Source organism: Pseudomonas sp. P65(2024), assembly GCF_057480955.1.
Map to the genome: position 1 here is coordinate 139,921 of NZ_JBLIYX010000004.1, position 20,194 is coordinate 160,114.

At 65.1% G+C, this 20,194-nt stretch carries 19 protein-coding genes; 10 read left to right on the forward strand and 9 right to left on the reverse strand.

Annotated elements, in window-relative coordinates; all coding sequences use genetic code 11:
- Nucleotides 1–4 precede the first annotated feature (4 nt).
- The 4 genes from AC25MA_RS08155 to pilM are packed head-to-tail and all read right to left on the reverse strand — an operon-like array spanning nucleotide 5 to nucleotide 3,609.
- A complete protein-coding gene (locus tag AC25MA_RS08155) occupies nucleotides 5–1,210 on the reverse strand; it encodes a type IV pilus secretin PilQ (protein WP_486971967.1) in 1,206 nt (401 codons plus the stop codon).
- Nucleotides 1,167–2,180 (reverse strand): pilus assembly protein PilP, encoded by a 1,014-nt coding sequence (locus AC25MA_RS08160; protein WP_486971938.1) that lies wholly within the window; start codon nucleotides 2,178–2,180, stop codon nucleotides 1,167–1,169. Before AC25MA_RS08160 ends, AC25MA_RS08155 begins: the two co-directional genes overlap by 44 nt.
- Nucleotides 2,177–2,716, reverse strand: coding sequence for a PilN domain-containing protein (locus tag AC25MA_RS08165; protein WP_486971939.1), 540 nt, complete (start codon nucleotides 2,714–2,716; stop codon nucleotides 2,177–2,179). The genes AC25MA_RS08160 and AC25MA_RS08165 overlap by 4 nt, the downstream gene beginning before the upstream one ends.
- Nucleotides 2,713–3,609: a type IV pilus biogenesis protein PilM gene (gene pilM / locus AC25MA_RS08170; protein ID WP_028689112.1), complete on the reverse strand. Its 897-nt coding sequence runs from the start codon at nucleotides 3,607–3,609 to the stop codon at nucleotides 2,713–2,715. Before pilM ends, AC25MA_RS08165 begins: the two co-directional genes overlap by 4 nt.
- Nucleotides 3,610–3,778: 169 nt before the next feature.
- Here pilM and AC25MA_RS08175 point away from each other — a divergent pair, with 169 nt between their 5' ends.
- Entirely contained in the window at nucleotides 3,779–6,229 is a 2,451-nt protein-coding gene (locus tag AC25MA_RS08175; protein WP_486971968.1) for a penicillin-binding protein 1A, read from the forward strand.
- Nucleotides 6,230–6,324: 95 nt separating this feature from the next.
- Here the strand turns inward: AC25MA_RS08175 and AC25MA_RS08180 are convergent, their stop codons facing one another.
- From AC25MA_RS08180 to rpmE, 3 genes are all read right to left on the reverse strand, one after another.
- Entirely contained in the window at nucleotides 6,325–7,593 is a 1,269-nt protein-coding gene (locus AC25MA_RS08180) for a malic enzyme-like NAD(P)-binding protein (RefSeq protein ID WP_028689114.1), read from the reverse strand.
- Between the two features lie 179 nt (nucleotides 7,594–7,772).
- Nucleotides 7,773–8,594 carry a thermonuclease family protein gene (locus AC25MA_RS08185; protein ID WP_069016539.1) on the reverse strand — a complete coding sequence of 274 codons (822 nt, stop codon included), beginning with the start codon at nucleotides 8,592–8,594 and terminating at the stop codon, nucleotides 7,773–7,775.
- Between the two features lie 2 nt (nucleotides 8,595–8,596).
- Complete coding sequence (gene rpmE, locus AC25MA_RS08190) at nucleotides 8,597–8,812, reverse strand: 50S ribosomal protein L31 (RefSeq protein ID WP_011531746.1); 216 nt, start codon at nucleotides 8,810–8,812, stop codon at nucleotides 8,597–8,599.
- A 169-nt stretch (nucleotides 8,813–8,981) separates the two neighbouring features.
- Between rpmE and AC25MA_RS08195 the strand changes: the two genes are divergently transcribed.
- The 3 genes from AC25MA_RS08195 (at nucleotide 8,982) to AC25MA_RS08205 (ending at nucleotide 13,798) form a co-directional block, all read left to right on the forward strand.
- Complete coding sequence (locus AC25MA_RS08195) at nucleotides 8,982–11,201, forward strand: primosomal protein N' (protein ID WP_486971940.1); 2,220 nt, start codon at nucleotides 8,982–8,984, stop codon at nucleotides 11,199–11,201.
- A gap of 154 nt (nucleotides 11,202–11,355) precedes the next feature.
- Nucleotides 11,356–13,092: an arginine--tRNA ligase gene (gene argS, locus AC25MA_RS08200; protein ID WP_486971941.1), complete on the forward strand. Its 1,737-nt coding sequence runs from the start codon at nucleotides 11,356–11,358 to the stop codon at nucleotides 13,090–13,092.
- Between the two features lies 1 nt (nucleotide 13,093).
- Nucleotides 13,094–13,798, forward strand: a complete 705-nt coding sequence (locus tag AC25MA_RS08205; protein ID WP_062362824.1) for an SPOR domain-containing protein — start codon at nucleotides 13,094–13,096, stop codon at nucleotides 13,796–13,798.
- A 40-nt stretch (nucleotides 13,799–13,838) separates the two neighbouring features.
- On the opposite strand, the gene AC25MA_RS08210 is transcribed toward AC25MA_RS08205, so the two are convergent.
- A complete protein-coding gene (locus AC25MA_RS08210; RefSeq protein WP_028689119.1) occupies nucleotides 13,839–14,264 on the reverse strand; it encodes an NINE protein in 426 nt (141 codons plus the stop codon).
- A 157-nt stretch (nucleotides 14,265–14,421) separates the two neighbouring features.
- Between AC25MA_RS08210 and AC25MA_RS08215 the strand changes: the two genes are divergently transcribed.
- Nucleotides 14,422–15,072, forward strand: coding sequence for a C40 family peptidase (locus AC25MA_RS08215; RefSeq protein WP_069016536.1), 651 nt, complete (start codon nucleotides 14,422–14,424; stop codon nucleotides 15,070–15,072).
- 39 nt (nucleotides 15,073–15,111) lie between these two features.
- Here the strand turns inward: AC25MA_RS08215 and AC25MA_RS08220 are convergent, their stop codons facing one another.
- Nucleotides 15,112–16,116, reverse strand: coding sequence for a type IV pilus twitching motility protein PilT (locus tag AC25MA_RS08220; RefSeq protein ID WP_069016535.1), 1,005 nt, complete (start codon nucleotides 16,114–16,116; stop codon nucleotides 15,112–15,114).
- Between the two features lie 65 nt (nucleotides 16,117–16,181).
- Here AC25MA_RS08220 and AC25MA_RS08225 point away from each other — a divergent pair, with 65 nt between their 5' ends.
- The 5 genes from AC25MA_RS08225 to metW all read left to right on the forward strand — a co-directional run bounded on the left by AC25MA_RS08225 (nucleotide 16,182) and on the right by metW (nucleotide 20,182).
- The gene (locus AC25MA_RS08225; RefSeq protein ID WP_213882763.1) at nucleotides 16,182–16,868 is read left to right on the forward strand and encodes a YggS family pyridoxal phosphate-dependent enzyme; all 687 of its coding nucleotides are present in this window, start codon (nucleotides 16,182–16,184) and stop codon (nucleotides 16,866–16,868) included.
- A 38-nt stretch (nucleotides 16,869–16,906) separates the two neighbouring features.
- Nucleotides 16,907–17,725 carry a pyrroline-5-carboxylate reductase gene (gene proC, locus AC25MA_RS08230; RefSeq protein WP_028689123.1) on the forward strand — a complete coding sequence of 273 codons (819 nt, stop codon included), beginning with the start codon at nucleotides 16,907–16,909 and terminating at the stop codon, nucleotides 17,723–17,725.
- Between the two features lie 10 nt (nucleotides 17,726–17,735).
- A complete protein-coding gene (locus AC25MA_RS08235; protein ID WP_028689124.1) occupies nucleotides 17,736–18,326 on the forward strand; it encodes a YggT family protein in 591 nt (196 codons plus the stop codon).
- Between the two features lie 88 nt (nucleotides 18,327–18,414).
- Nucleotides 18,415–19,554, forward strand: a complete 1,140-nt coding sequence (gene metX / locus AC25MA_RS08240) for a homoserine O-succinyltransferase MetX (protein ID WP_236248066.1) — start codon at nucleotides 18,415–18,417, stop codon at nucleotides 19,552–19,554.
- Nucleotides 19,555–19,561: 7 nt separating this feature from the next.
- Nucleotides 19,562–20,182 carry a methionine biosynthesis protein MetW gene (metW, locus tag AC25MA_RS08245; protein WP_011531735.1) on the forward strand — a complete coding sequence of 207 codons (621 nt, stop codon included), beginning with the start codon at nucleotides 19,562–19,564 and terminating at the stop codon, nucleotides 20,180–20,182.
- Nucleotides 20,183–20,194: the final 12 nt, after the last annotated feature.

Here is a 20,194-nt window from a genome sequence, read left to right on the forward strand (position 1 = left end):
AGAATCAACGACTCACAGCAATCGCCTGGTCACTCATGATACGCGGAGTCAGGAAGACCAGCAGCTCGGATTTTTTCTCTTGTAATGCATCGCGTCGAAACAGCCGCCCAACATACGGCAGATCGCCAAAAAATGGCACCTTGTCGACCACTTTGTTCTGCGACGTCGAGTACACGCCACCAATCACAATGGTCTGCCCATCGGTGACCCGCACCTTGGCGTTGACCTCGTTCTTGCGGATCGGCGGCACATCGTTGAGGGCATTGATGAAGTCCGGCTCGTCCTTGGTCACCCGCACCGCCATGATCACCTTGCCGTCCGGCGTGATCTGCGGCGTCACCTCCAGCGACAGGGACGCCTCTCGGAAGGAGACCGAAGTGGCGCCACTGCGGGTGGTTTCCTGGTAGGGCACTTCGGTGCCCTTGAGTATGCGCGCGGTTTCCTTGTCGGCCGTGACCACCTTGGGTTGGGAGATGATCTCGCCATTGCCGCTTTTTTCCATGGCGCTGAGCTCCAGATCGAGCAGGATATCGCTGCGCAGCAGCCCCACTCCCAACGCGGCACCTCCCCGCTCGACGCCAAGATCGACGAAAAGGTCGCTGCCCAGCCGGCGGTCCGAGCCATACAGCGGTCCACCCCAGCGCACGCCCAGGGCCTTTTCGTAATCGACATTGGCCTCGACGATCCGTGCCTCGATCATGACCTGGCGCACCGGCACATCCAGCTGAGTGACCAGCCTGCGCAGTTCGGCGAGCCGCGCGGCAGGCTGGGTGGCTACCAGGGTATTGGTGCGAGCGTCCACACTGAGGCTGCCACGCCCGGCCAGGGCACGGTCGTCCGCCAGGCTCGCCAGCAGCAGCTCCGCCAGCTCGCCGGCCTTGGCATGGAAGACAGGGATCAATTCACGCTGCAGTGGCTCGATGCCCTGGACCTGCCCAGCGAGCTCTGCCACAGGAGCAACCAGCAGCACATTCCCCTCCCGGCGCCTGCCCAAGCCCTTGCTGCGCAGCACCAGATCAAGCGCCTGCTCCCAGGGCACGTCTTCCAGGCGCAGGGTAATCCGTCCCTGCACCGAGTCGCCGACCACCAGGTTGACGCCCGCGTGATCGGCCATGACCTGAAGCACCGAACGCAGCTCGACGTCCTGGAGGTTGAGCGACATCGGCTCACCCTGAAACGTCTCGGCCTGCGTCGCCTGAAGCCCCAACATCAATAGCACGCCGCTCAACCATTGCCTCGGTCCCATCCCTGACCTCTCCTTGTTCATGCGTCCCAAGAACCAGATACCTGGGATGTGCTTGCCAGCGCCCATCGATGTAGATCCGCTCCTGGACCTCCACCCGGTCAACCTCAATGGCCACCACGACACTTCCTTCGAGCCCCAGTCGATCGCCTTCCGCGACCCGGTACAGGCGACCTGCGAAGCGCAGCAATGCCTGTCGCCGCCCCGCCTGGGAGAGGCTGCCGACCATCTCCAACCGTGCCAATGGAACATGCGCCAGCCCACTGTCCTCACTCGGGGGCAACCAAGCCCGGAAAGGGTCGAATGCCGTCTTCGACAAGACCGCCTGGGCCGGCTCGTCCGCCAATGACGCCGGGACCGGCAGCTCTTCCCCAGGGTGGTAGGCATGCAATCGCAACTGGGCGGCGATTTGCCCGATGCCCCCATCCTTCAGGGCCAGCCTGAGCCGGTCCACATTCAACAGACGCAACTGCCGCAGCGATTGCTCCAGCCACAGGCGCAGCGCCGGATACTGTCCCGACACCGCGATTTCCAGCGGTTGCACTCGATACGCTGGCGCCTGCTTTGCCTCCTGCACCTCGACTCGCTCGAATACCAGGCCATGTTCCTGCCCCGATAGCGCCAACTGATCGAGTAGCTCGCTCATGCCCTCTCCCGCGGCCAGCCGCCATCGTGTCGCCTGCAAAAGCGTCCGGGCATGTTCAAGCGCCCGCTGCTCCACACCCAGTTCGACGAGGCGCGCCCTGCGCTGCGCCAGTTCATCCTGTAGCTGGAGCTGTTGCCGGACAGACTCGAAATGCCCCTGAACCGGATCACGCAGACGTACCAGGTAGCCCACACAAGCAACCATGAGCGCGAGCGACAGGCACACCACGGACCTCACCACTCCCGACCGACCTGCCAGCGCCTGCCAGTCAAGGAGCCACAGGCGGGTCACGACTCGCCCGCCAGCAATCGCGCCGCCAGCAGGAACGCGTCACCCTCGTCATGACGCCTGAGCTGAACGAGCTCGAGGTCCCGCACCACGCCAACGTGCTCCAGGTCGCGCATGAACTGGGCGACCACCGTCGCAGAGGCAGCCAGACCGCCCAGGCGCAAGCGTCCCGCCTCGACATCCACCTCCGTCAAGCGAGCACCTTCTGGCAGGGCCTGCTCAAGGGCGAGGAACAAATCAGGCATCTGCGACCGCCCTGTGCCGAGTGCAGACAACGCGGCATGCTCGGCCTGTAACGCCTCCCGCCTGCCGCGCAGTTGATCGACCTGCCTCAGCGAGATATCGATCCGCTCGAGCTCCGCCTGATGCGAGACGACTATCAGTGCTTGTCGGGCCAGGCGCGACCGCGCCATCTGATCGAGCCATGTGACCGCGCCCAGGGCCACCACCAGGGTGACTACGAGCCTGATCTGAAATTGCCGCACAGCCCTGGCCCTGCGGTGCTCGCGCCAGGGCATCAAGTTCAGTCTCACCCTCATGCCCGGCCTCCCATGGCCAAGCCGCAGGCCAGGACCATCGAAGCTGCACAAAGGCCATCATGCTCCCGGAGACCTGCCAGCGGGAGCGGGCAACCCACCTGGCATTTCACATCCAGGCGTTCTCGCAAATGCGCCGCCCGGGCTTCATCGGCAGCGGAGCCGAACAGGACAACGTCAGCGATGGGCGCCTGCTCATCCAACCGCCAGAGGCTATCGACAGCGACATCCCAGTGCGCCGGCGAGCCCAGGGCGAGCCGCTGGCGCTGCGCAATGGGGTCGCCGTGCCAGCGGTGCATGACCACTTCGCCCGGCTCCAACTGCAGCAGCACAGCTGAGCGAGCCTGCGCCTCAGACAGCAACGCTCGCCGTAGCGCGAAGCTGTCCACCTCCACGGCTTCAAGTTGCAATCCGGCCTTGGCAAACACCCGCTCCCACGGATCGAGCTGGCTTTGCCGGCAGGCCACCACCAGCACTTCGAATTGCCCGGGATCATCGGCGCATGCACCCTGCACCCAGTAGTCAAGGGCCAGATCCTCAAGCGGGAAGGGAAACAACTGCTCGGCCTGAGCCAACACGGCCGCCTCGATACCAAGGTCGGCCAGCCCGGCAGGCAACCGGCAACGCTTGCAGATGACCTGAGAGGCGGGCAATGCCAGGGCGACGCGCAACTGCCTGGTTCGACATTGAACATGGGCCCGCCGCAACCCCATCACCAACCCCTGCGCCTCGTCGGATGCCACCCAGCCAGGCGTCGCCGGCTCGAAGCGCTCCTGCGCCCACCCCTGCACACGCCAACCGCCGCGCTGGCGATGCAGGTGCAGCATTCTTATGGAACCGGAGGCAATTTCCACCCCCAGCAGTGAACCGGCGTCCCTGCCAAAGCATCCAAGCATGGCTGTTCCTTTCTGGTCATCGGCAGCCCGCGCCGTAGTGGCGCGAGCGGTCGTCCTACGCCCCGGGCGGTCACCCGGTGGGACGAAAAATGCTTATAATGGCCAGCGTTTTCCTGTCCGCCGGCCCCGCGCGCAATCCACTCCTCAACCTGGACACCCAAAAGCCTTGATACGTCTGCTGAAGTTCTTCTGGTGGTCTCTCGTCGCCGTCATCTGCGCGCTCGTGCTCGGTGTGAGCGGTGCGTTTCTGTATCTTAGCCCCAGCCTGCCCTCGGTCGAATCGCTCAGAAGCGTCCAGTTGCAAATCCCCCTGAGGGTGTACAGTAGCGACGGCAAGCTGATTGCCGAGTTCGGCGAGATGCGGCGCTCGCCGATCAAGTTCCAGGAAATTCCCCCACAGTTCATCCAGGCGCTTCTGTCCGCCGAAGACGACAATTTCCTCAACCACTACGGGGTAGATCCCAGCAGCCTGATGCGCGCGGCATCGCAGTTGCTCAAGTCCGGGCATATCCAGACCGGCGGCAGCACCATCACCATGCAGGTGGCGAAGAACTTCTTCCTCACCAGCGAGCGCAGCTTCTCGCGCAAGACCAACGAGATCCTGCTGGCCCTGCAGATCGAGCGCGAGCTGACCAAGGACGAGATCCTCGAGCTCTACGTCAACAAGATCTACCTGGGCAACCGCGCCTACGGCATCGATGCCGCTGCGCAGGTGTACTACGGCAAGTCGATTCGCGACGTAAGCCTGGCGCAGATGGCGATGATCGCCGGCCTGCCCAAGGCGCCCTCGCGCTTCAACCCCCTGGCCAACCCGGTACGCGCCAAGGAGCGCCGTGACTGGATCCTCGGACGCATGTACAAGCTCGGCAAGATCGACGAAGCCAGCTACCAGGCGGCCCTGGCCGAACCGCTGAACGCCAGCTACCACGTGCCGACTCCGGAAGTGAACGCCCCCTATGTCGCCGAGATGGCCCGCGCCGAGATGGTCGGCCGCTACGGCAGCGACGCCTACACCGAAGGTTTCCGCGTCACCACCACGGTGCCGAGCGACATGCAGCAGATGGCCAACAGCGCGGTGCTCAACGGCCTCAGCGAGTATGACGAACGCCACGGTTACCGCGGCCCCGAGGCACGCTTCCCGGGCAAGACCCGTGCGGCCTGGCTGCAGGAACTGGGCAAGCAGCGCACCCTCGGCGGCCTGGAGCCGGCCATCGTCACCCAGGTCGAGAAGACGGGCCTGAAGGTGATGACCCGCAGCGGGCTGGAAGAGAATGTGGCCTGGGATACCATGAAGTGGGCCCGCCCATACCTCAGCAGCAACTCACAGGGACGTTCGCCACAATCGCCCGGCGACGTCGCCCAGGTCGGCGACCTGGTCCGCCTGCAGCGCCTGGAGGACGGCAAGCTCAAGTTCAGCCAGGTACCTGGGGCCCAGAGCGCCCTGGTCACCCTCGACCCTTACAACGGCGCCATCCGCGCCCTGGTCGGCGGATTCTCCTTCGAGCAGAGCAACTACAACCGCGCCATGCAGGCCAAGCGCCAGCCGGGCTCGAGCTTCAAGCCCTTTGTCTACAGCGCCGCGCTGGACAACGGCTACACCGCCGCCAGCCTGGTCAACGACGCGCCGATCGTGTTCGTCGATGAGTACCTGGACAAGGTCTGGCGCCCGAAGAACGACACCAATACCTTCCTTGGCCCGATCCGCATGCGCGAGGCGCTGTACAAGTCGCGCAACCTGGTTTCGATCCGCCTGCTGCAGGCCATGGGCGTGGACCGCACCATCGACTACATCGCCAAGTTCGGCTTCAACAAGCAGGACCTGCCGCGCAACCTGTCGCTGGCACTGGGCACCGCGACCCTGACGCCGATGGAGATCGCCACCGGCTGGAGCACCTTCGCCAACGGCGGCTACAAGATCAGCCCCTACCTGATCGAGCGCGTCGAAAGCCGCAACGGCGAAACCCTGTTCACCGCCAACCCGGCACGGGTGCCCCAGGGCAGCCAGGACCAGGCCGGCCTCGCCGCCCCCGAGCAGGCGATCAGCGTCGCGCCGATGCCGGGCGAAGCACCGTCGGCCCTCGGCCAGACCGCCCCGGCGCCGCAGGTACCCGCCGTGGCCGAGCAGATCATCGACGGGCGCACCTCGTACATTCTCACCAGCATGCTGCAGGATGTGATCAAACGCGGCACCGGCCGCCGCGCCCTGGCCCTCGGCCGCACGGACCTGGCAGGCAAGACCGGTACCACCAACGAGTCCAAGGATGCGTGGTTCTCCGGCTACAACGCCGACTTCGTCACTACCGTCTGGGTAGGCTTCGACCAGCCGGAAACCCTAGGCAGACGCGAGTACGGCGGCACCGTGGCGTTGCCGATCTGGATGAGCTTCATGGGCGCGGCGCTCAAGGGCAAGCCTGAGCACGCACCGGCCGAGCCGGAAGGCATTCTCAGCCTGCGTGTCGACCCGGTCAGCGGCCGCGCCGCCACACCAGGCACACCGAATGCCTACTTCGAGCTGTTCAAGGCCGAGGACTCGCCACCTTCGGTAGACGAGCTGGGCAATGGCGCCGTCCCCGGCAGCCCGCTGCCGGCGGATGAAGCGGCGCCGATGGATCTGTTCTGACCACAGCGCGGGACAGCTGCGCGATGCTTTGACAGCGGCAAGCAAAAAGCCCCGACTCTCACGAGCCGGGGCTTTTTCATGACGCTACGACCGGATCAGCCGTTGAACACGTCATCCACGCTTTTCAGCGGGTAGTGCTTCGGATACGGCAGGGTGGCCACGCCGGATTCGATGGCGGCCTTGGCCACGGCATCGGAAACCACGGTGATCAGACGGGCATCCAGCGGCTTCGGAATGATGTATTCGCGGCCGAATTCCAGGGCCTGTACGCCGTAGGCTTCGCAGACTTCCTTCGGCACTGGCTGCTTGGCCAGGTCCTTCAGGGCGATGGCGGCGGCGATCTTCATTTCTTCGTTGATGCGCTTGGCGCGAACGTCCAGGGCACCGCGGAAGATGAATGGGAAGCCCAGTACGTTGTTGACCTGGTTCGGGTAGTCGGAACGACCGGTGGCCATGATCACGTCGCTGCGGGTGGCGTGAGCCAGCTCCGGAGCGATTTCCGGATCCGGGTTCGAGCAGGCGAACACGATCGGGTTGGCGGCCATCGACTTCAGGCCCTCCGGGCTCAGCAGGTTCGGACCGGACAGGCCGACGAACACATCGGCGCCGTTCAGTGCATCAGCCAGGGTGCGCTTGTCGGTGGCGTGGGCGAACTGGGCCTTGTACTGGTTCAGGTCGTCGCGGCCGGCGTGGATCACGCCGCTGCGGTCGATCATGAAGATGTTCTCGACCTTGGCGCCCATGCTTACCAGCAGCTTCATGCAGGAGATGGCGGCGGCACCGGCGCCCAGGCAGACGATCTTCGCCTCCTCGAGCTTCTTGCCGGCGATTTCCAGGGCGTTGATCATTCCGGCGGCGGTAACGATGGCGGTACCGTGCTGGTCATCGTGGAAGACGGGAATGTCGCACTGTTCGATCAGGGTGCGCTCGATCTCGAAGCACTCAGGTGCCTTGATGTCTTCCAGGTTGATGCCGCCGAAGGTGATGGAGATGCGGCGAACGGTGTCGATGAAGGCCTGCGGGCTCTCCGACTCGACTTCGATATCGAACACGTCGATACCGGCGAAACGCTTGAACAGAACACCCTTGCCTTCCATTACCGGCTTGGAGGCCAGCGGGCCGAGGTCGCCCAGACCGAGGATGGCGGTGCCATCGGAAATCACCGCAACCAGGTTGCCCTTGCCGGTGTACTTGTAGGCCAGCTCCGGATCACGGCCGATCTCGCGCACAGGCTCGGCGACGCCAGGGCTATAGGCCAGGGCGAGGTCACGGGCGGTGGCGGTGGGCTTGGAGAGCTCGACGCTCAGCTTCCCCGGACGGGGCTGGGCGTGGTATTCGAGAGCGGCGGTTTTCAGGTCTGACATGATGGGCATTCCGCTGTTTACTGTTCTGACGGACCGCCGAGGATACGCAAAGAGCCGGGGGGCGACAAGACTGCCCGGTCACTATGTGTCAAGGCCTTTGGCCTACGACTTTACGCTATAACCCACGGGGCTTACGGGACCCAGTGTGTACAATCCAATAGCAAAATGTCTACAACTATTTACCCTGAAACAGCCGCCAACATGCTCGGATCAGTCAATGGCAACAGCCAGCGTCGCTGCCCGGGCTTGAGCCCTCCCTTGCGGGATCGGTCCAACACCCAGCCACGCGCCTCGACCTGGCGTCCCTTGAGGTTAGCGAAGAAGCTGGCGGGGAAGCGCTGCTGCAGACGAGCGGGGACCTGCAGCACCACGGCATCGTCGAGCTCCAGCCAGATACCGCCACGGTTGCGCTCGATACCCTTGATCTTGCCGCCGATCACGGCAAAACCGGACTGCCTGACTTCCCTCGCACGCACTACCGGCGACTGGCGCCACAACCCGGCCCCGGCATTGCGCGCCTGCTGCTCGGCCTGTTGCTGGCAGCCCGACAAGGCCACGTTGGGGGCGATGGCGACTCGGTAGCCGAGGCCCTCGCTGAGCAATTGTGCTTCGAGATTGTCGCCAGTACGGCTATAGATGTGCGCCAGGGTACGACCGTACTTGTCCTTGGGTTCCACGCCCGGGACCAGGCCGACGCGACCATTGCTGGCCTCGACCAGCGCCTGCAGGCGCCGTTTCGCAGCCTCGGCGTAAGGCTCGCTGGTGCGGCCCTTGCGGCCGATCTCGGGCGCATTGATGCCGATCAGCCGCACGTTGCGCCCGTCAGTCAGGCGCAAGGTGTCGCCGTCGACTACCTGGCGCACCGTCACCTGCTGCGGCTGCTCGGGCAACGGACAGAAGGCCAGGGCCGGAAAATGCCAGATCGCGCCCACAAAAAAGGCGCCCGCAAGGGGCGCCTTCTTTTGCAGCAACGCGAACCTCGAGAGATTCGCCATGCGCATGATTACTTCTTGGTACCGAACATACCGAAGCGATCGGCGAACTTCTGTACGCGACCACCGGTGTCCAGGACTTTCTGCTTACCGGTGTAGAACGGGTGGCACAGGTTGCAAACGTCGATCGCCAGGACGCTGCCCAGGGTCGAACGGGTTTCAAACTTGTTGCCGCAGCTGCAGGTGACTGCAACTACTTCGTAGTTCGGATGAATATCTGCTTTCATGGTCACTTCCTCGAGCTGCGTGCCGCCACCCAACACCTATTGTTGAATACCGCACGTAATTAGGCGGCGAATAATACCAGAGCGCGGCCGCAGCGCAAGTTGTCGCTTGCACCGACCGTCGTCTGCTAGGCTCGCCTGATTTGTGAAACGCCCTCCAGAGACCTTCCGCGTGTCCGACGTCATCCTGCGCCTTGCCCTGCCCTCGCCCCTGCGTCGCCTGTTCGACTACCGGGCGCCCGCGAGCATGGCGCGCCAGGCACTGACGCCCGGCATGCGCATCCGCGTGCCATTCGGCCGCCGCGAGATGATCGGCGTGCTGGTGGAGATCGCCACGCACAGCGAAGTCCCCGCCGACAAGCTCAAGCCGGCCAGCGCCCTGCTCGACCCGGTTTCGCCCGTGCCACCCGCACTGTTCAAGCTGTGCCTGTGGACGGCGCAGTACTACCAGCACAGCCTGGGCGACACCTTGAGCTGGGCCCTGCCGACCCTGCTGCGCCAAGGCGAGCCGGCCGAGGCGCGCCAGGAGCGTTTCTGGCACGTCGCCCCCGGGGCACGCCTGGAGGATCCGCGCATCGCCCGCGCCCCGCGCCAGCGCGATGCCCTCAAGACCCTGTCGCAGCACCCCCACGGCGTAGCCCACAGCCTGTTGAGCAAGCTGGGCCTGAACAAGGACAGCCTCGACCTGCTGCTGGCCAAGGAGCTGGTGAGCGTCGAAGTCCGCCGCCACCTGCCCGCCGCGCGCCACGAGCACTGGCTGGCCCAACCGGAGCTGCCGCTCAACGAGGAGCAGCGCGCGGCGTTCGAGGCGGTGCGCGCGGGCTTCGGCGCCTTCCACGCCTACCTGCTGGCCGGGGTCACCGGCAGCGGCAAGACCGAGGTGTACCTGCAGCTTATTCGCGAAACCCTCGAAGCCGGCAAGCAGGCGCTGATCCTGATCCCCGAGATCAACCTCGGCCCGCAGACCCTGCAACGCTTCGAGCAGCGCTTCAACGCCCGCATCGCCCTGCTGCACTCGGCGGTGGGCGACCGCGAACGCCTGGACGCCTGGCTGGCGGCCCGCGATGGTGACGCCGACATCATCATCGGCACCCGCTCGGCGCTGTTCACGCCGATGAAGAACCCGGGCCTGATCATCATCGACGAGGAACACGACGGTTCCTATAAACAGCAGGAAGGCCTGCGCTATCACGCCCGCGACCTGGCCGTGGTCCGCGCCCACCAGGAGAACATCCCGATCCTGCTGGGCTCGGCCACGCCGTCGCTGGAAAGCCTGCACAACGCCCACAGCGGCCGCTACGGCCTGCTGCGCATGAACCAGCGCGCCGGTGGCGCCAAGGCACCACGTTTCCTGCGCCTGGACGTACGCAGCCTGCCATTGGACAGCGGCATCAGCGGCCCGCTGCAACAGGCCATCCGCCAGACCCTGGAGGCTGGCCAGCAGGTGCTGGTGTTCCTCAACCGCCGCGGCTTCGCTCCGACGCTACTGTGCCACGACTGCGGCTGGCTCTCCGAGTGCCCGCGCTGCGATGCGCGCATGACCGTGCACCAGCGTTCCGCCGTGCTGCGCTGCCACCACTGCGGCTATGACGAACGCCTGCCGTTGCAGTGCCCGCAGTGCGCCCACGTCGACCTGCGTCCGGTGGGGGCCGGCACCGAGCGCGCCGAAGAGCGGCTCAAGGTGCTGTTCCCCGACTACCCGATCCTGCGCGTGGACCGCGACAGCACCTCGCGCAAGGACGCCATGCACAACCTGTTCGCCACCATCCAGCGCGGTCAACCGAGCATCCTGGTTGGCACCCAGATGCTGGCCAAGGGGCACCACTTCCCTCGCGTCACCCTGGTGGCGATTCTTGATGCCGATGGCGGGCTGTTCTCCGGCGACTTCCGCGCCAGCGAGCGCATGGCCCAGCTGATCGTCCAGGTTGCCGGTCGCGCCGGACGCGCCGAAGAGCCGGGCAAGGTCATCGTGCAGACCCACCTGGCCGACCATCCGCTGCTGGTCCAACTGACCGAGCAGGGCTACTTCGCTTTCGCCGAGCAGGCCCTGAGCGAACGTCGCGCCGCCGGTCTGCCGCCGTTCGCCCACCTGGCCCTGCTGCGTGCGGATGCGCACAAGCCGGGCCAGGCCGAGGGCTTCCTCGACGAAGCCTGCGCCGCCGCCGAGCGGGTCATGGCCGAACAAGGCCTGCATGGCACCGAGCTGCTCGGCCCGGTCCCGGCGCCCATGGAACGACGGGCGGGCCGCTTCCGCGCGCAACTATTGCTCCAGGCCAATGCCCGGGCTCAGCTGCATCGACTGATCAGTGCCTGGTTGCTAGTGTTGGAGCAGATGCCATCGGGGCGGCAGGTGCGCTGGTCGCTGGATGTGGATCCGGTGGACCTGTACTGAATGCTTCAAGGTTACCGTGGGAGCTGGCTTGCCCCGCTATGACAGTGGCCTGGCCCCAAAAGGTTGGCAACCCGTCCCCGGCAACGGATAATGCCCAGTTTTTCCACCTGCGCATCGAAGCGCTCACCGCGCTTGCGGTCGAAAAGAGAATCCCATGAAAGACACCATTCGCCAGCTGATCCAGCAAGCCCTCACCCAACTCGTCACCGACGGTGTGCTGCCTGAAGGGCTGACGCCGGCGATCCAGGTGGAAAACGCCCGGGACAAGACCCACGGCGACTTCGCCAGCAACATCGCCATGATGCTGGCCAAGCCAGCCGGCATGAAGCCGCGCGATCTGGCCGAAAAACTCATCGCCAGGCTGCCGGCCAGCCCCGACATCACCAAGGTCGAGATCGCCGGCCCCGGTTTCCTGAACTTCTTCCAGAACACCGACGCCCTGGCCAGCCGCCTCGACGCCGCCCTGGCCGACGAGCACCTGGGCGTGCGCAAGGCCGGCCCGGCCGAGAAGGTGGTGATCGACATGTCGGCGCCGAACCTGGCCAAGGAAATGCACGTCGGCCACCTGCGCTCGACCATCATCGGTGACAGCGTCGCGCGCGTGCTGGAATTCCTCGGCGATGACGTCATCCGCCAGAACCACGTGGGCGACTGGGGCACCCAGTTCGGCATGCTGCTGGCCTACCTGGAAGAAAACCCGATCACCAGCGACGAGCTGTCGGACCTGGAGAACTTCTACCGCGCCGCCAAGAAGCGCTTCGACGAGTCCGAGGCGTTCGCCACCCGCGCCCGCGGCCTGGTGGTCAAGCTGCAGGCCGGCGACCCTGAGTTCATGGCCCTGTGGACGCGCTTCAAGGACATCTCGCTGTCGCACTGCCAGAAGACCTACGAGCTGCTCAACGTCAAGCTGACCATGGCCGACGTCATGGGCGAGAGCGCCTACAACGCCGACCTGGCCAACGTGGTCGCCGACCTCAAGGCCAAGGGCCTGCTGGTCGAGGACCAGGGCGCCCAGTGCGTGTTCCTCGAGGAGTTCAAGAACGCCGAGGGCGAGCCGCTGCCGGTGATCGTGCAGAAGGCCGACGGCGGCTACCTGTACGCCACCACCGACCTGGCCGCCGTGCGCTACCGCAGCAACACGCTGAACGCCGACCGCGCCCTGTACTTCGTCGACCAGCGCCAGGCCCTGCACTTCAACCAGGTGTTCGAAGTGGCTCGCCGCGCCGGTTTCGTCGGCCACCCGATGAAGATGGAGCACATGGGCTTCGGCACCATGAACGGCGCCGATGGCCGCCCGTTCAAGACCCGTGATGGCGGCACCGTCAAGCTGATCGACCTGCTCACCGAGGCCAAGGACCGCGCCTACGCGCTGGTCAAGGAGAAGAATCCTTCGCTGGCCGAGGACGAACTGCGCCACATCGGCGAGGTGGTCGGCATCGGCGCGGTCAAGTACGCCGACCTGTCCAAGCACCGCACCAGCGACTACAGCTTCAACTTCGAGCTGATGCTCAACTTCGAAGGCAACACCGCGCCGTACCTGCTGTACGCCTACACCCGCGTGGCTGGCGTGTTCCGCAAGCTCGGCAAGGGCTTCGATGAAGTCGACGGCAGCATCGTCCTGCAGGCCGCGCACGAGCAGGACCTGGCCGCGCGCCTGGCGCAGTTCGGCGAGATCCTGAACAGCGTCGCCGAAAAAGGCACGCCACACGTGCTGTGCAGCTACCTGTACGACCTCGCCGGCCTGTTCTCCAGCTTCTACGAGAACTGCCCGATCCTTTCCGCCGAAACCGCCGAACAGCAGCAGAGCCGCCTGCGCCTGGCTGCCCTGACCGGCCGCACCCTCAAGCAGGGCCTGGAACTGCTCGGCCTGGAAACCCTGGAGCGCATGTAAGTTGGCTGCAAAGAAGAAACCCGCACCCAAGCGCGGCGCCAGCCGCTCCCAGCCGCCTGCCAGCAAGCAGCCGATCCCGGGCTGGGTGTGGCTGGCGGTCGGCCTGACGGTCGGCGCCTTCATCGTCTTCCTGATGAAACTCGAGCCCGGCGGCGGCGACATCAAGCGCACCAAGCCCGAGCAGCAGAAGCCGGAGAAGGTCGCCGAGGCGAGCAAGACCACCACGCCGACGCCACAGCAGCCGGTGAAGCCGAAGTACGACTTCTACACTCTGCTGCCGGAGTCGGAAGTGATCGTGCCGCCCGAGGCGGTGCCGGAGAAGACCCCGCCGGTCCCGGCGCAGCCGCCTGTGCCGAGCACGCCGGTTACGCCGGCAGAAGCGGCGAAGATCGACACCGCCCGCGCCCAGGCCGCGCTGCTGGGGCAGACACCGCCACCAGCGCCACCGGTGATCAAACCGGCGGCCACCACCCAGTTCTTCCTGCAGGCTGGCTCGTTCCGCAAGCAGGCGGATGCCGACAAGGTCCGTGCGCAGATCATCCTGCTTGGCCAGGCGGTCAAGGTGGAGTCGGGCACGGTCAAGGAAGAGACCTGGTACCGCGTGATGGTCGGCCCGTTCAGCAACCGTGAACAGCTGACCGTGGCACAGAAGCAACTGGCCGGGGCAGGCTTCAGCAACCTGCTGCTGCAACAGCGGCGCCAGTAACGAAAAAGGCCTTGCCGCATTCAGCGACGAGGCCTTTTTTTCATACCCGGCGACGCTCGGCGTTAACCTGGGAGATCTGGCTGTTGAGCGTCCAGAAGTCATACAGCACGCCCAGCAGGAACAGACCGCCGGTGAACAGGTAGATCAAGGCACTGATCCACTTGCCCTGATACAGCCGGTGCACGCCGAAAATGCCCAGGAAGGTCAGCAGGATCCACGCCAGGTTGTAATCCACCCCGCCCGATTCGAAGCGCATGTCCGCCTCACGGTCCATCGACGGGATCAGGAACAGGTCGATCAGCCAACCGATACCCAGCAACCCGAGGGTGAAGAACCAGATCGTCCCGGTGATCGGCTTGCCGTAGTAGAAACGGTGTGAGCCGGTGAAACCGAAAATCCACAGCAGATAGCCGAGCACCTTGCTGTGGGTGTCGTGCGAAGGGACACCCTGTTGATAACCATTCATTCGAAACCCTCGTGGGATAGCCGAAAATTTTCTAACGGAAAATGTGACTTTTCCGTTTTTACCCGACATATGGTACGTGGCAGAGCGACCAACGGATCAAAGTTTGATCAAAAAGCTGTTATAAAGTTGCGCGCCAACACTTATAAGAGCTTCATCTATGCCACCTTTCTTCAAGACATGGCTGACCCTCTGCCTTCTGTTGCCCCTGGCCGCCCACGCCACCAACCGTGAGCAACGTCTTCCCAGCGGATTCACCGGTTACACGACCAACGCCGACGCCACGGTGAAACGCGCCCCGATCCAGTACCGCAGCACCAACAGCCTGCGCACGCGTCCGGCCAATGCCGCCAAGCAGCATGCCGTGGGCATGCAGGCGGTGGCGATGTCGCCGAAGCAGAGCAGCGAAGTGCTCAGCCGTGCGGTGAACGTGCTTGGCACCCCCTATCGCTGGGGCGGCAGCAGCCCGAAGAAGGGCTTCGACTGCAGCGGCCTGGTCAAGTATGCGTTCAACGACGTGGCGGATGTCGACTTGCCGCGCACCTCCAACGCCATGGCCCAAGGCCAGGGCGTCAAGGTGGCCAAGGGCGACCTCAAGCCAGGCGACCTGATCTTCTTCAACATCAAGAGCCGTCGGGTCAACCACGTCGCCATCTACCTGGGCAACGACCGCTTCATCCACGCGCCACGCACCGGCAAGCGGGTGAGCATCGACAGCCTGGAGAAACCTTACTGGCAGAAGCACTACGTGGTGGCCAAGCGCGTGCTGCCCAAGCAGCAGCAACAGGCGCTGAGCCTGGCCAAACGCTGAATCGCCGATCGCGGTGCGCCGGCGCGACTTGCCCCGCGATCAGTTTGAGGCCCTGTCGATAATCCCCCGCGCTTCCAGCGCCTGCAGCGCACCCTCCATCGTGCACATCCCCACAGCCGCACCAGCCTGCATCAGCGAATGAATCTGCGCCAGACGCCCCTCGCGGATCAGGTTGCGCACCGCCGGCGTCGCCACCAGCACCTCCCGCGCCGCGACCCGACCGCCGCCTGATCGCCGAACCAGCACCTGCGCGACCACCAGCCGCAGGGAGTCGGCCAGCATGCTGCGCACCAGCGGCTTTTCCTCCGGCGCGAACACCTCCACCAGCCGGTCGATACTGCTTACCGCCGATCGCGTATGCACGGTGGCCAGTACCAGGTGCCCGGTCTCCGCGGCGCGCATCGCCAGGCGAATGCTGTGCAGATCGCGCAGCTCACCGATCATGATCACGTCCGGGTCCTGACGCAGGGCGCTGCGCAGGGCCTGGGCAAAGTCACGGCTATGCAGGCCGACCTCACGCTGGTTGACCAGGCTGCGCTGGCTGGCGTGGATGAACTCGATCGGGTCCTCGAGCGTGACGATATGCAATGCGTATTCGCGGTTGAGCCGATCGATCAGCGCCGCCAGGGTGCTCGACTTGCCACTGCCGGTGGCCCCGCCCACCAAGATGAAGCCATCCCGGTACTGGGAGATGATTTGAAATACATCTACCAGCTCAAGCACCTCCAGACAGGGCACGCTCGCGGGGATCAAACGCACGCTGGCACTCGGGCCATTGCGCTGGCGGAACAGGTTCAGCCGAAAGCGCCCCAGCCCATCCAGGCTCACCGCCAGGTCCAACTCTTCGCCGGCAGCCCACTGTCGCCGCTGCTCGTCATCAAGCACGGCAGCCATCCCGTCTTCCAGCGCTCCTGCCGTCAGCACCGGCAGGTCCAGGCGCTGCAACACCCCATCCACGCGCAGCAGCGGCCGCTCGCCCGCGGCCAGGTGCAGGTCGCTGGCAGCGGCAGCCAGGGCCCTGCGCAAGAGGTCGGTCACATCCATGAGACTCCCCAACGGCGATCAAGCAGGTAGAATGCCGCAGACCCCAAAGCCGTCGGCGACGAACCATGTCCACCCTAGCAGACAACATTGACGCCATTGCCACCCGCATCGACAGCGCGGCCAAGGCCGCCGGACGCGACCCGGCCAGCATCCAGCTGCTGGCGGTGAGCAAGACCAAGCCCGCCAGCGCGATTCGCGAGGCCTACGCCGCCGGGTTGCGCGATATGGGCGAGAACTACCTTCAGGAAGCCCTGACAAAACAACAGGCACTTTCCGACCTGCCCTTGATCTGGCACTTCATCGGCCCCATTCAATCGAACAAGACCAAGGCCATCGCCGAGCATTTCGACTGGGTACATTCCGTGGACCGCCTGAAGATCGCCCAACGCCTCTCCGAGCAGCGCCCTGCCGGCCTGGCGCCACTGAACGTCTGCCTGCAGGTCAACGTCAGCGGCGAGGACAGCAAGTCCGGTTGCGCGCCTGTCGAGTTGCCGGCCCTGGCCCAAGCGGTGAACGCCCTGCCCGGCCTGCGCCTGCGCGGCCTGATGGCGATTCCGGAGCCGACCGAGGACCGCGCCGAGCAGGAAGCCGCCTTTGCCATCCTGCGCCAACTCCAGGTACAGCTGAATCTCGGCCTGGACACCCTGTCGATGGGCATGAGCCACGACCTGGAAGCCGCCATCGCCCAAGGTGCGACCTGGGTCCGCATCGGCACCGCCCTGTTCGGCGCCCGCGACTACGGGCAGCCCTGAATCCATGCTTAACTCACTCTTTCCCTCAAGGACCTGACATGAGCAAGACTCGTATTGCCTTTATCGGCGCCGGCAACATGGCCGCCAGCCTGATCGGCGGCCTGCGTGCCCAGGGCCTGGACGCCGCGCAGATTCGTGCCAGCGACCCGGGTGCCGAGACCCGCGCGCGGATCCAGGCCGAGCACGGCATCGAAGCCTTCGAAAGCAACGCCCAGGCCATCGAGGGCGTCGACGTGATCGTGCTGGCGGTCAAACCGCAGGTCATGAAGGCCGTCTGCGAAACGCTGAAGCCGAACCTCAAGTCCGGTCAGCTGGTGGTGTCCATCGCCGCCGGCATCACCTGCGCCAGCCTGCAGGCCTGGCTGGGCGCGATCCCGGTGGTGCGCTGCATGCCCAACACCCCGGCGCTGCTGCGCCAGGGCGTCAGCGGCCTGTACGCCACCGCAGAAGTGTCCACCGAGCAGCGCCAGCAGGCCGAGCAACTGCTGTCGGCTGTCGGCACCGCCTTGTGGCTGGACGAAGAACAACAGCTGGATGCCGTCACCGCCGTCTCCGGCAGCGGCCCGGCCTATTTCTTCCTGCTGATCGAAGCGATGACCGCCGCCGGCGAGAAACTCGGCCTGCCGCGCGAAACCGCCTCGCAACTCACCCTGCAGACCGCCCTGGGCGCCGCCCGCATGGCGGTTGCCAGCGATGTCGACGCCGCCGAGCTGCGCCGCCGTGTGACCTCGCCGGCCGGCACCACGGAGGCGGCGATCAAGTCGTTCCAGGCCAGCGGTTTCGAGGCGATCGTCGAGCAGGCACTTCAGGCCGCGGCGAAACGTTCCGCCGAACTGGCCGAACAACTGGGTAAATAAGGAGCCATTGATGAATGCATTGTCCGGCGCCGCGATCTTCGTGGTGCAAACACTGGTCAGCCTGTACCTGGTGATCGTCCTGCTGCGCTTCGTGCTGCAACTGGTCAAGGCCGACTTCTACAACCCGCTGAGCCAGTTCGCCGTACGCGCCACCCAGCCGCTGCTCAAGCCGCTGCGCCGGGTGATCCCCAGCATCGCCGGCCTGGACACCTCCTCGCTGCTGCTGTCGATCCTTATCCAGGCGCTGCTGATGGCCTTTGTGCTGATGGTCACCTACGGCACCTTCGGCGATATCCTGCACCTGCTGATGTGGTCGATCCTGGGCATCACCTCGCTGTTCCTGAAAATCTTCTGGGTGGCGATGATCGTCATGGTCATCGTCTCGTGGGTCGCGCCGAACAGCCACAACCCGGCCGCCGAGCTGGCCTACCAGATCAGCGAGCCGGTACTGGCGCCGTTCCGTCGCCTGGTGCCGAACCTCGGTGGCATGGACATTTCGCCGATCTTCGCCTTCATCGCCATCCAGGTGATCCAGTCGTTCCTGATGCCCCAGCTGGCGGCCTACGCTGGCATGCCGCAAGAACTGTGGCGGATGATCTGACCCACACTGCATCCAGCGGCAAGCCTTTGCTTGCCGCTGGGGGTAGCGCTCTTTAGACTTACGCCTCCGTCAAGCGTGAGCAGGGTCGATGTCCACTGTCCTTCCCGAAGATTCCGTCGGTCTGGTAACACCACAGATTGCCCGGTTCGATGAACCGCTGGCCCTGGCTTGTGGCCGCTCCCTGGCCTCGTACGAACTCATCTACGAAACCTATGGCACCCTCAACGTCGCCGCCAGCAATGCCGTGCTGATCTGCCATGCGTTGTCAGGCCATCACCATGCCGCCGGCTACCATGCCGCCACCGACCGCAAGCCAGGCTGGTGGGACAGCTGCATCGGCCCCGGCAAGCCGATCGACACCAACCGCTTCTTCGTGGTCAGCCTGAACAACCTGGGTGGCTGCAATGGCAGCACCGGCCCCAGCAGCCTCAATCCGGCCACCGGCAAGCCCTATGGCGCCGACTTCCCGGTGCTGACCGTGGAGGACTGGGTGCACAGCCAAGCGCGCCTGGCCGACCGACTGGGGATCCAGACCTGGGCCGCCATCGTTGGCGGCAGCCTCGGCGGCATGCAGGCCCTGCAGTGGACCATCACCTACCCGGACCGCGTGCGTCACTGCGTGGACATCGCCTCGGCGCCCAAGCTGTCGGCGCAGAACATCGCCTTCAACGAGGTCGCGCGCCAGGCCATTCTCACCGACCCCGAGTTCCACGGCGGCTCGTTCCAGGACCAGGGCGTGATTCCCAAGCGCGGCCTGATGCTGGCGCGCATGGTCGGCCACATCACCTACCTGTCCGACGACTCGATGGGCGAGAAATTCGGCCGCGAACTCAAGAGCGACAAGCTCAACTACGACTTCCACAGCGTCGAGTTTCAGGTCGAGAGCTACCTGCGCTACCAGGGCGAGGAGTTCTCCGGCCGCTTCGACGCCAACACCTACCTGCTGATGACCAAGGCGCTGGACTACTTCGACCCGGCCGCGGCCCATGGCGGCGACCTGGCCGCGACCCTGGCCCACGTCACGGCGGACTACTGCATCATGTCGTTCACCACCGACTGGCGCTTCTCGCCAGCACGCTCGCGGGAGATCGTCGACGCCCTGATGGCCGCGCGCAAGAACGTCTGCTACCTGGACATCGACTCGCCCTACGGCCACGACGCCTTCCTCATCCCGACGCCCCGCTACATGCAGGGTTTCGCGAACTACATGAACCGCATCGCCCTCTGAGGACCGCATGAGAGCCGACCTGGAAATCATCCAAGACTGGATCCCCGCCGGCAGCCGGGTCCTCGACCTGGGCTGCGGCAACGGCGAACTGCTGGCCTCCTTGCGCGAGCGCAAGAACGTCACCGGCTATGGCCTGGAGATCGACGCCGACAACATCGCCGCCTGCGTGGCCAAAGGCGTCAACGTCATCGAGCAGGACCTGGACAAGGGCCTGGGCAACTTCGCCAGCAACAGTTTCGACGTGGTGGTCATGACCCAGGCCCTGCAGGCCGTGGAGTACCCCGACCGGATCCTCGACGAGATGCTGCGGGTGGGTCGCCAGTGCATCATCACCTTCCCCAACTTCGGCCACTGGCGCTGCCGCTGGTACCTGGCGACCAAGGGTCGCATGCCGGTTTCGGACTTCATGCCGTATACCTGGTACAACACGCCGAACATCCACTTCTGCACCTTCGAGGACTTCGAGAACCTGTGCCACGAGCGTCATGCCAAGGTCCTCGACCGCCTGGCCGTCGACCGTCTACACCGTAACGGGTTGGGCGGGCGGCTTTGGCCTAATCTTCTAGGAGAGATCGGTATCTATCGGGTCAGCAGCCCGGGCCTGCAGGAGCATCAGCTCGCGGTCTGACCCTCGCGAACG

What these genes read in the sequence shown, in the direction of transcription:
- pilM (WP_028689112.1), bottom strand. Translation starts at nt 3,609, where the DNA reads ATGCTTGGATGCTTTGGCAGGGACGCCGGTTCACTGCTGGGGGTGGAA.
- AC25MA_RS08180 (WP_028689114.1), bottom strand. Translation starts at nt 7,593, where the DNA reads ATGTCAGACCTGAAAACCGCCGCTCTCGAATACCACGCCCAGCCCCGT.
- argS (WP_486971941.1), top strand. Translation starts at nt 11,356, where the DNA reads ATGAAAGACACCATTCGCCAGCTGATCCAGCAAGCCCTCACCCAACTC.
- AC25MA_RS08165 (WP_486971939.1), bottom strand. Translation starts at nt 2,716, where the DNA reads ATGAGGGTGAGACTGAACTTGATGCCCTGGCGCGAGCACCGCAGGGCC.
- rpmE (WP_011531746.1), bottom strand. Translation starts at nt 8,812, where the DNA reads ATGAAAGCAGATATTCATCCGAACTACGAAGTAGTTGCAGTCACCTGC.
- AC25MA_RS08225 (WP_213882763.1), top strand. Translation starts at nt 16,182, where the DNA reads ATGTCCACCCTAGCAGACAACATTGACGCCATTGCCACCCGCATCGAC.
- AC25MA_RS08235 (WP_028689124.1), top strand. Translation starts at nt 17,736, where the DNA reads ATGAATGCATTGTCCGGCGCCGCGATCTTCGTGGTGCAAACACTGGTC.
- AC25MA_RS08155 (WP_486971967.1), bottom strand. Translation starts at nt 1,210, where the DNA reads ATGTTGGGGCTTCAGGCGACGCAGGCCGAGACGTTTCAGGGTGAGCCG.
- AC25MA_RS08215 (WP_069016536.1), top strand. Translation starts at nt 14,422, where the DNA reads ATGCCACCTTTCTTCAAGACATGGCTGACCCTCTGCCTTCTGTTGCCC.
- proC (WP_028689123.1), top strand. Translation starts at nt 16,907, where the DNA reads ATGAGCAAGACTCGTATTGCCTTTATCGGCGCCGGCAACATGGCCGCC.
- metW (WP_011531735.1), top strand. Translation starts at nt 19,562, where the DNA reads ATGAGAGCCGACCTGGAAATCATCCAAGACTGGATCCCCGCCGGCAGC.
- metX (WP_236248066.1), top strand. Translation starts at nt 18,415, where the DNA reads ATGTCCACTGTCCTTCCCGAAGATTCCGTCGGTCTGGTAACACCACAG.
- AC25MA_RS08185 (WP_069016539.1), bottom strand. Translation starts at nt 8,594, where the DNA reads ATGCGCATGGCGAATCTCTCGAGGTTCGCGTTGCTGCAAAAGAAGGCG.
- AC25MA_RS08210 (WP_028689119.1), bottom strand. Translation starts at nt 14,264, where the DNA reads ATGAATGGTTATCAACAGGGTGTCCCTTCGCACGACACCCACAGCAAG.
- AC25MA_RS08220 (WP_069016535.1), bottom strand. Translation starts at nt 16,116, where the DNA reads ATGGATGTGACCGACCTCTTGCGCAGGGCCCTGGCTGCCGCTGCCAGC.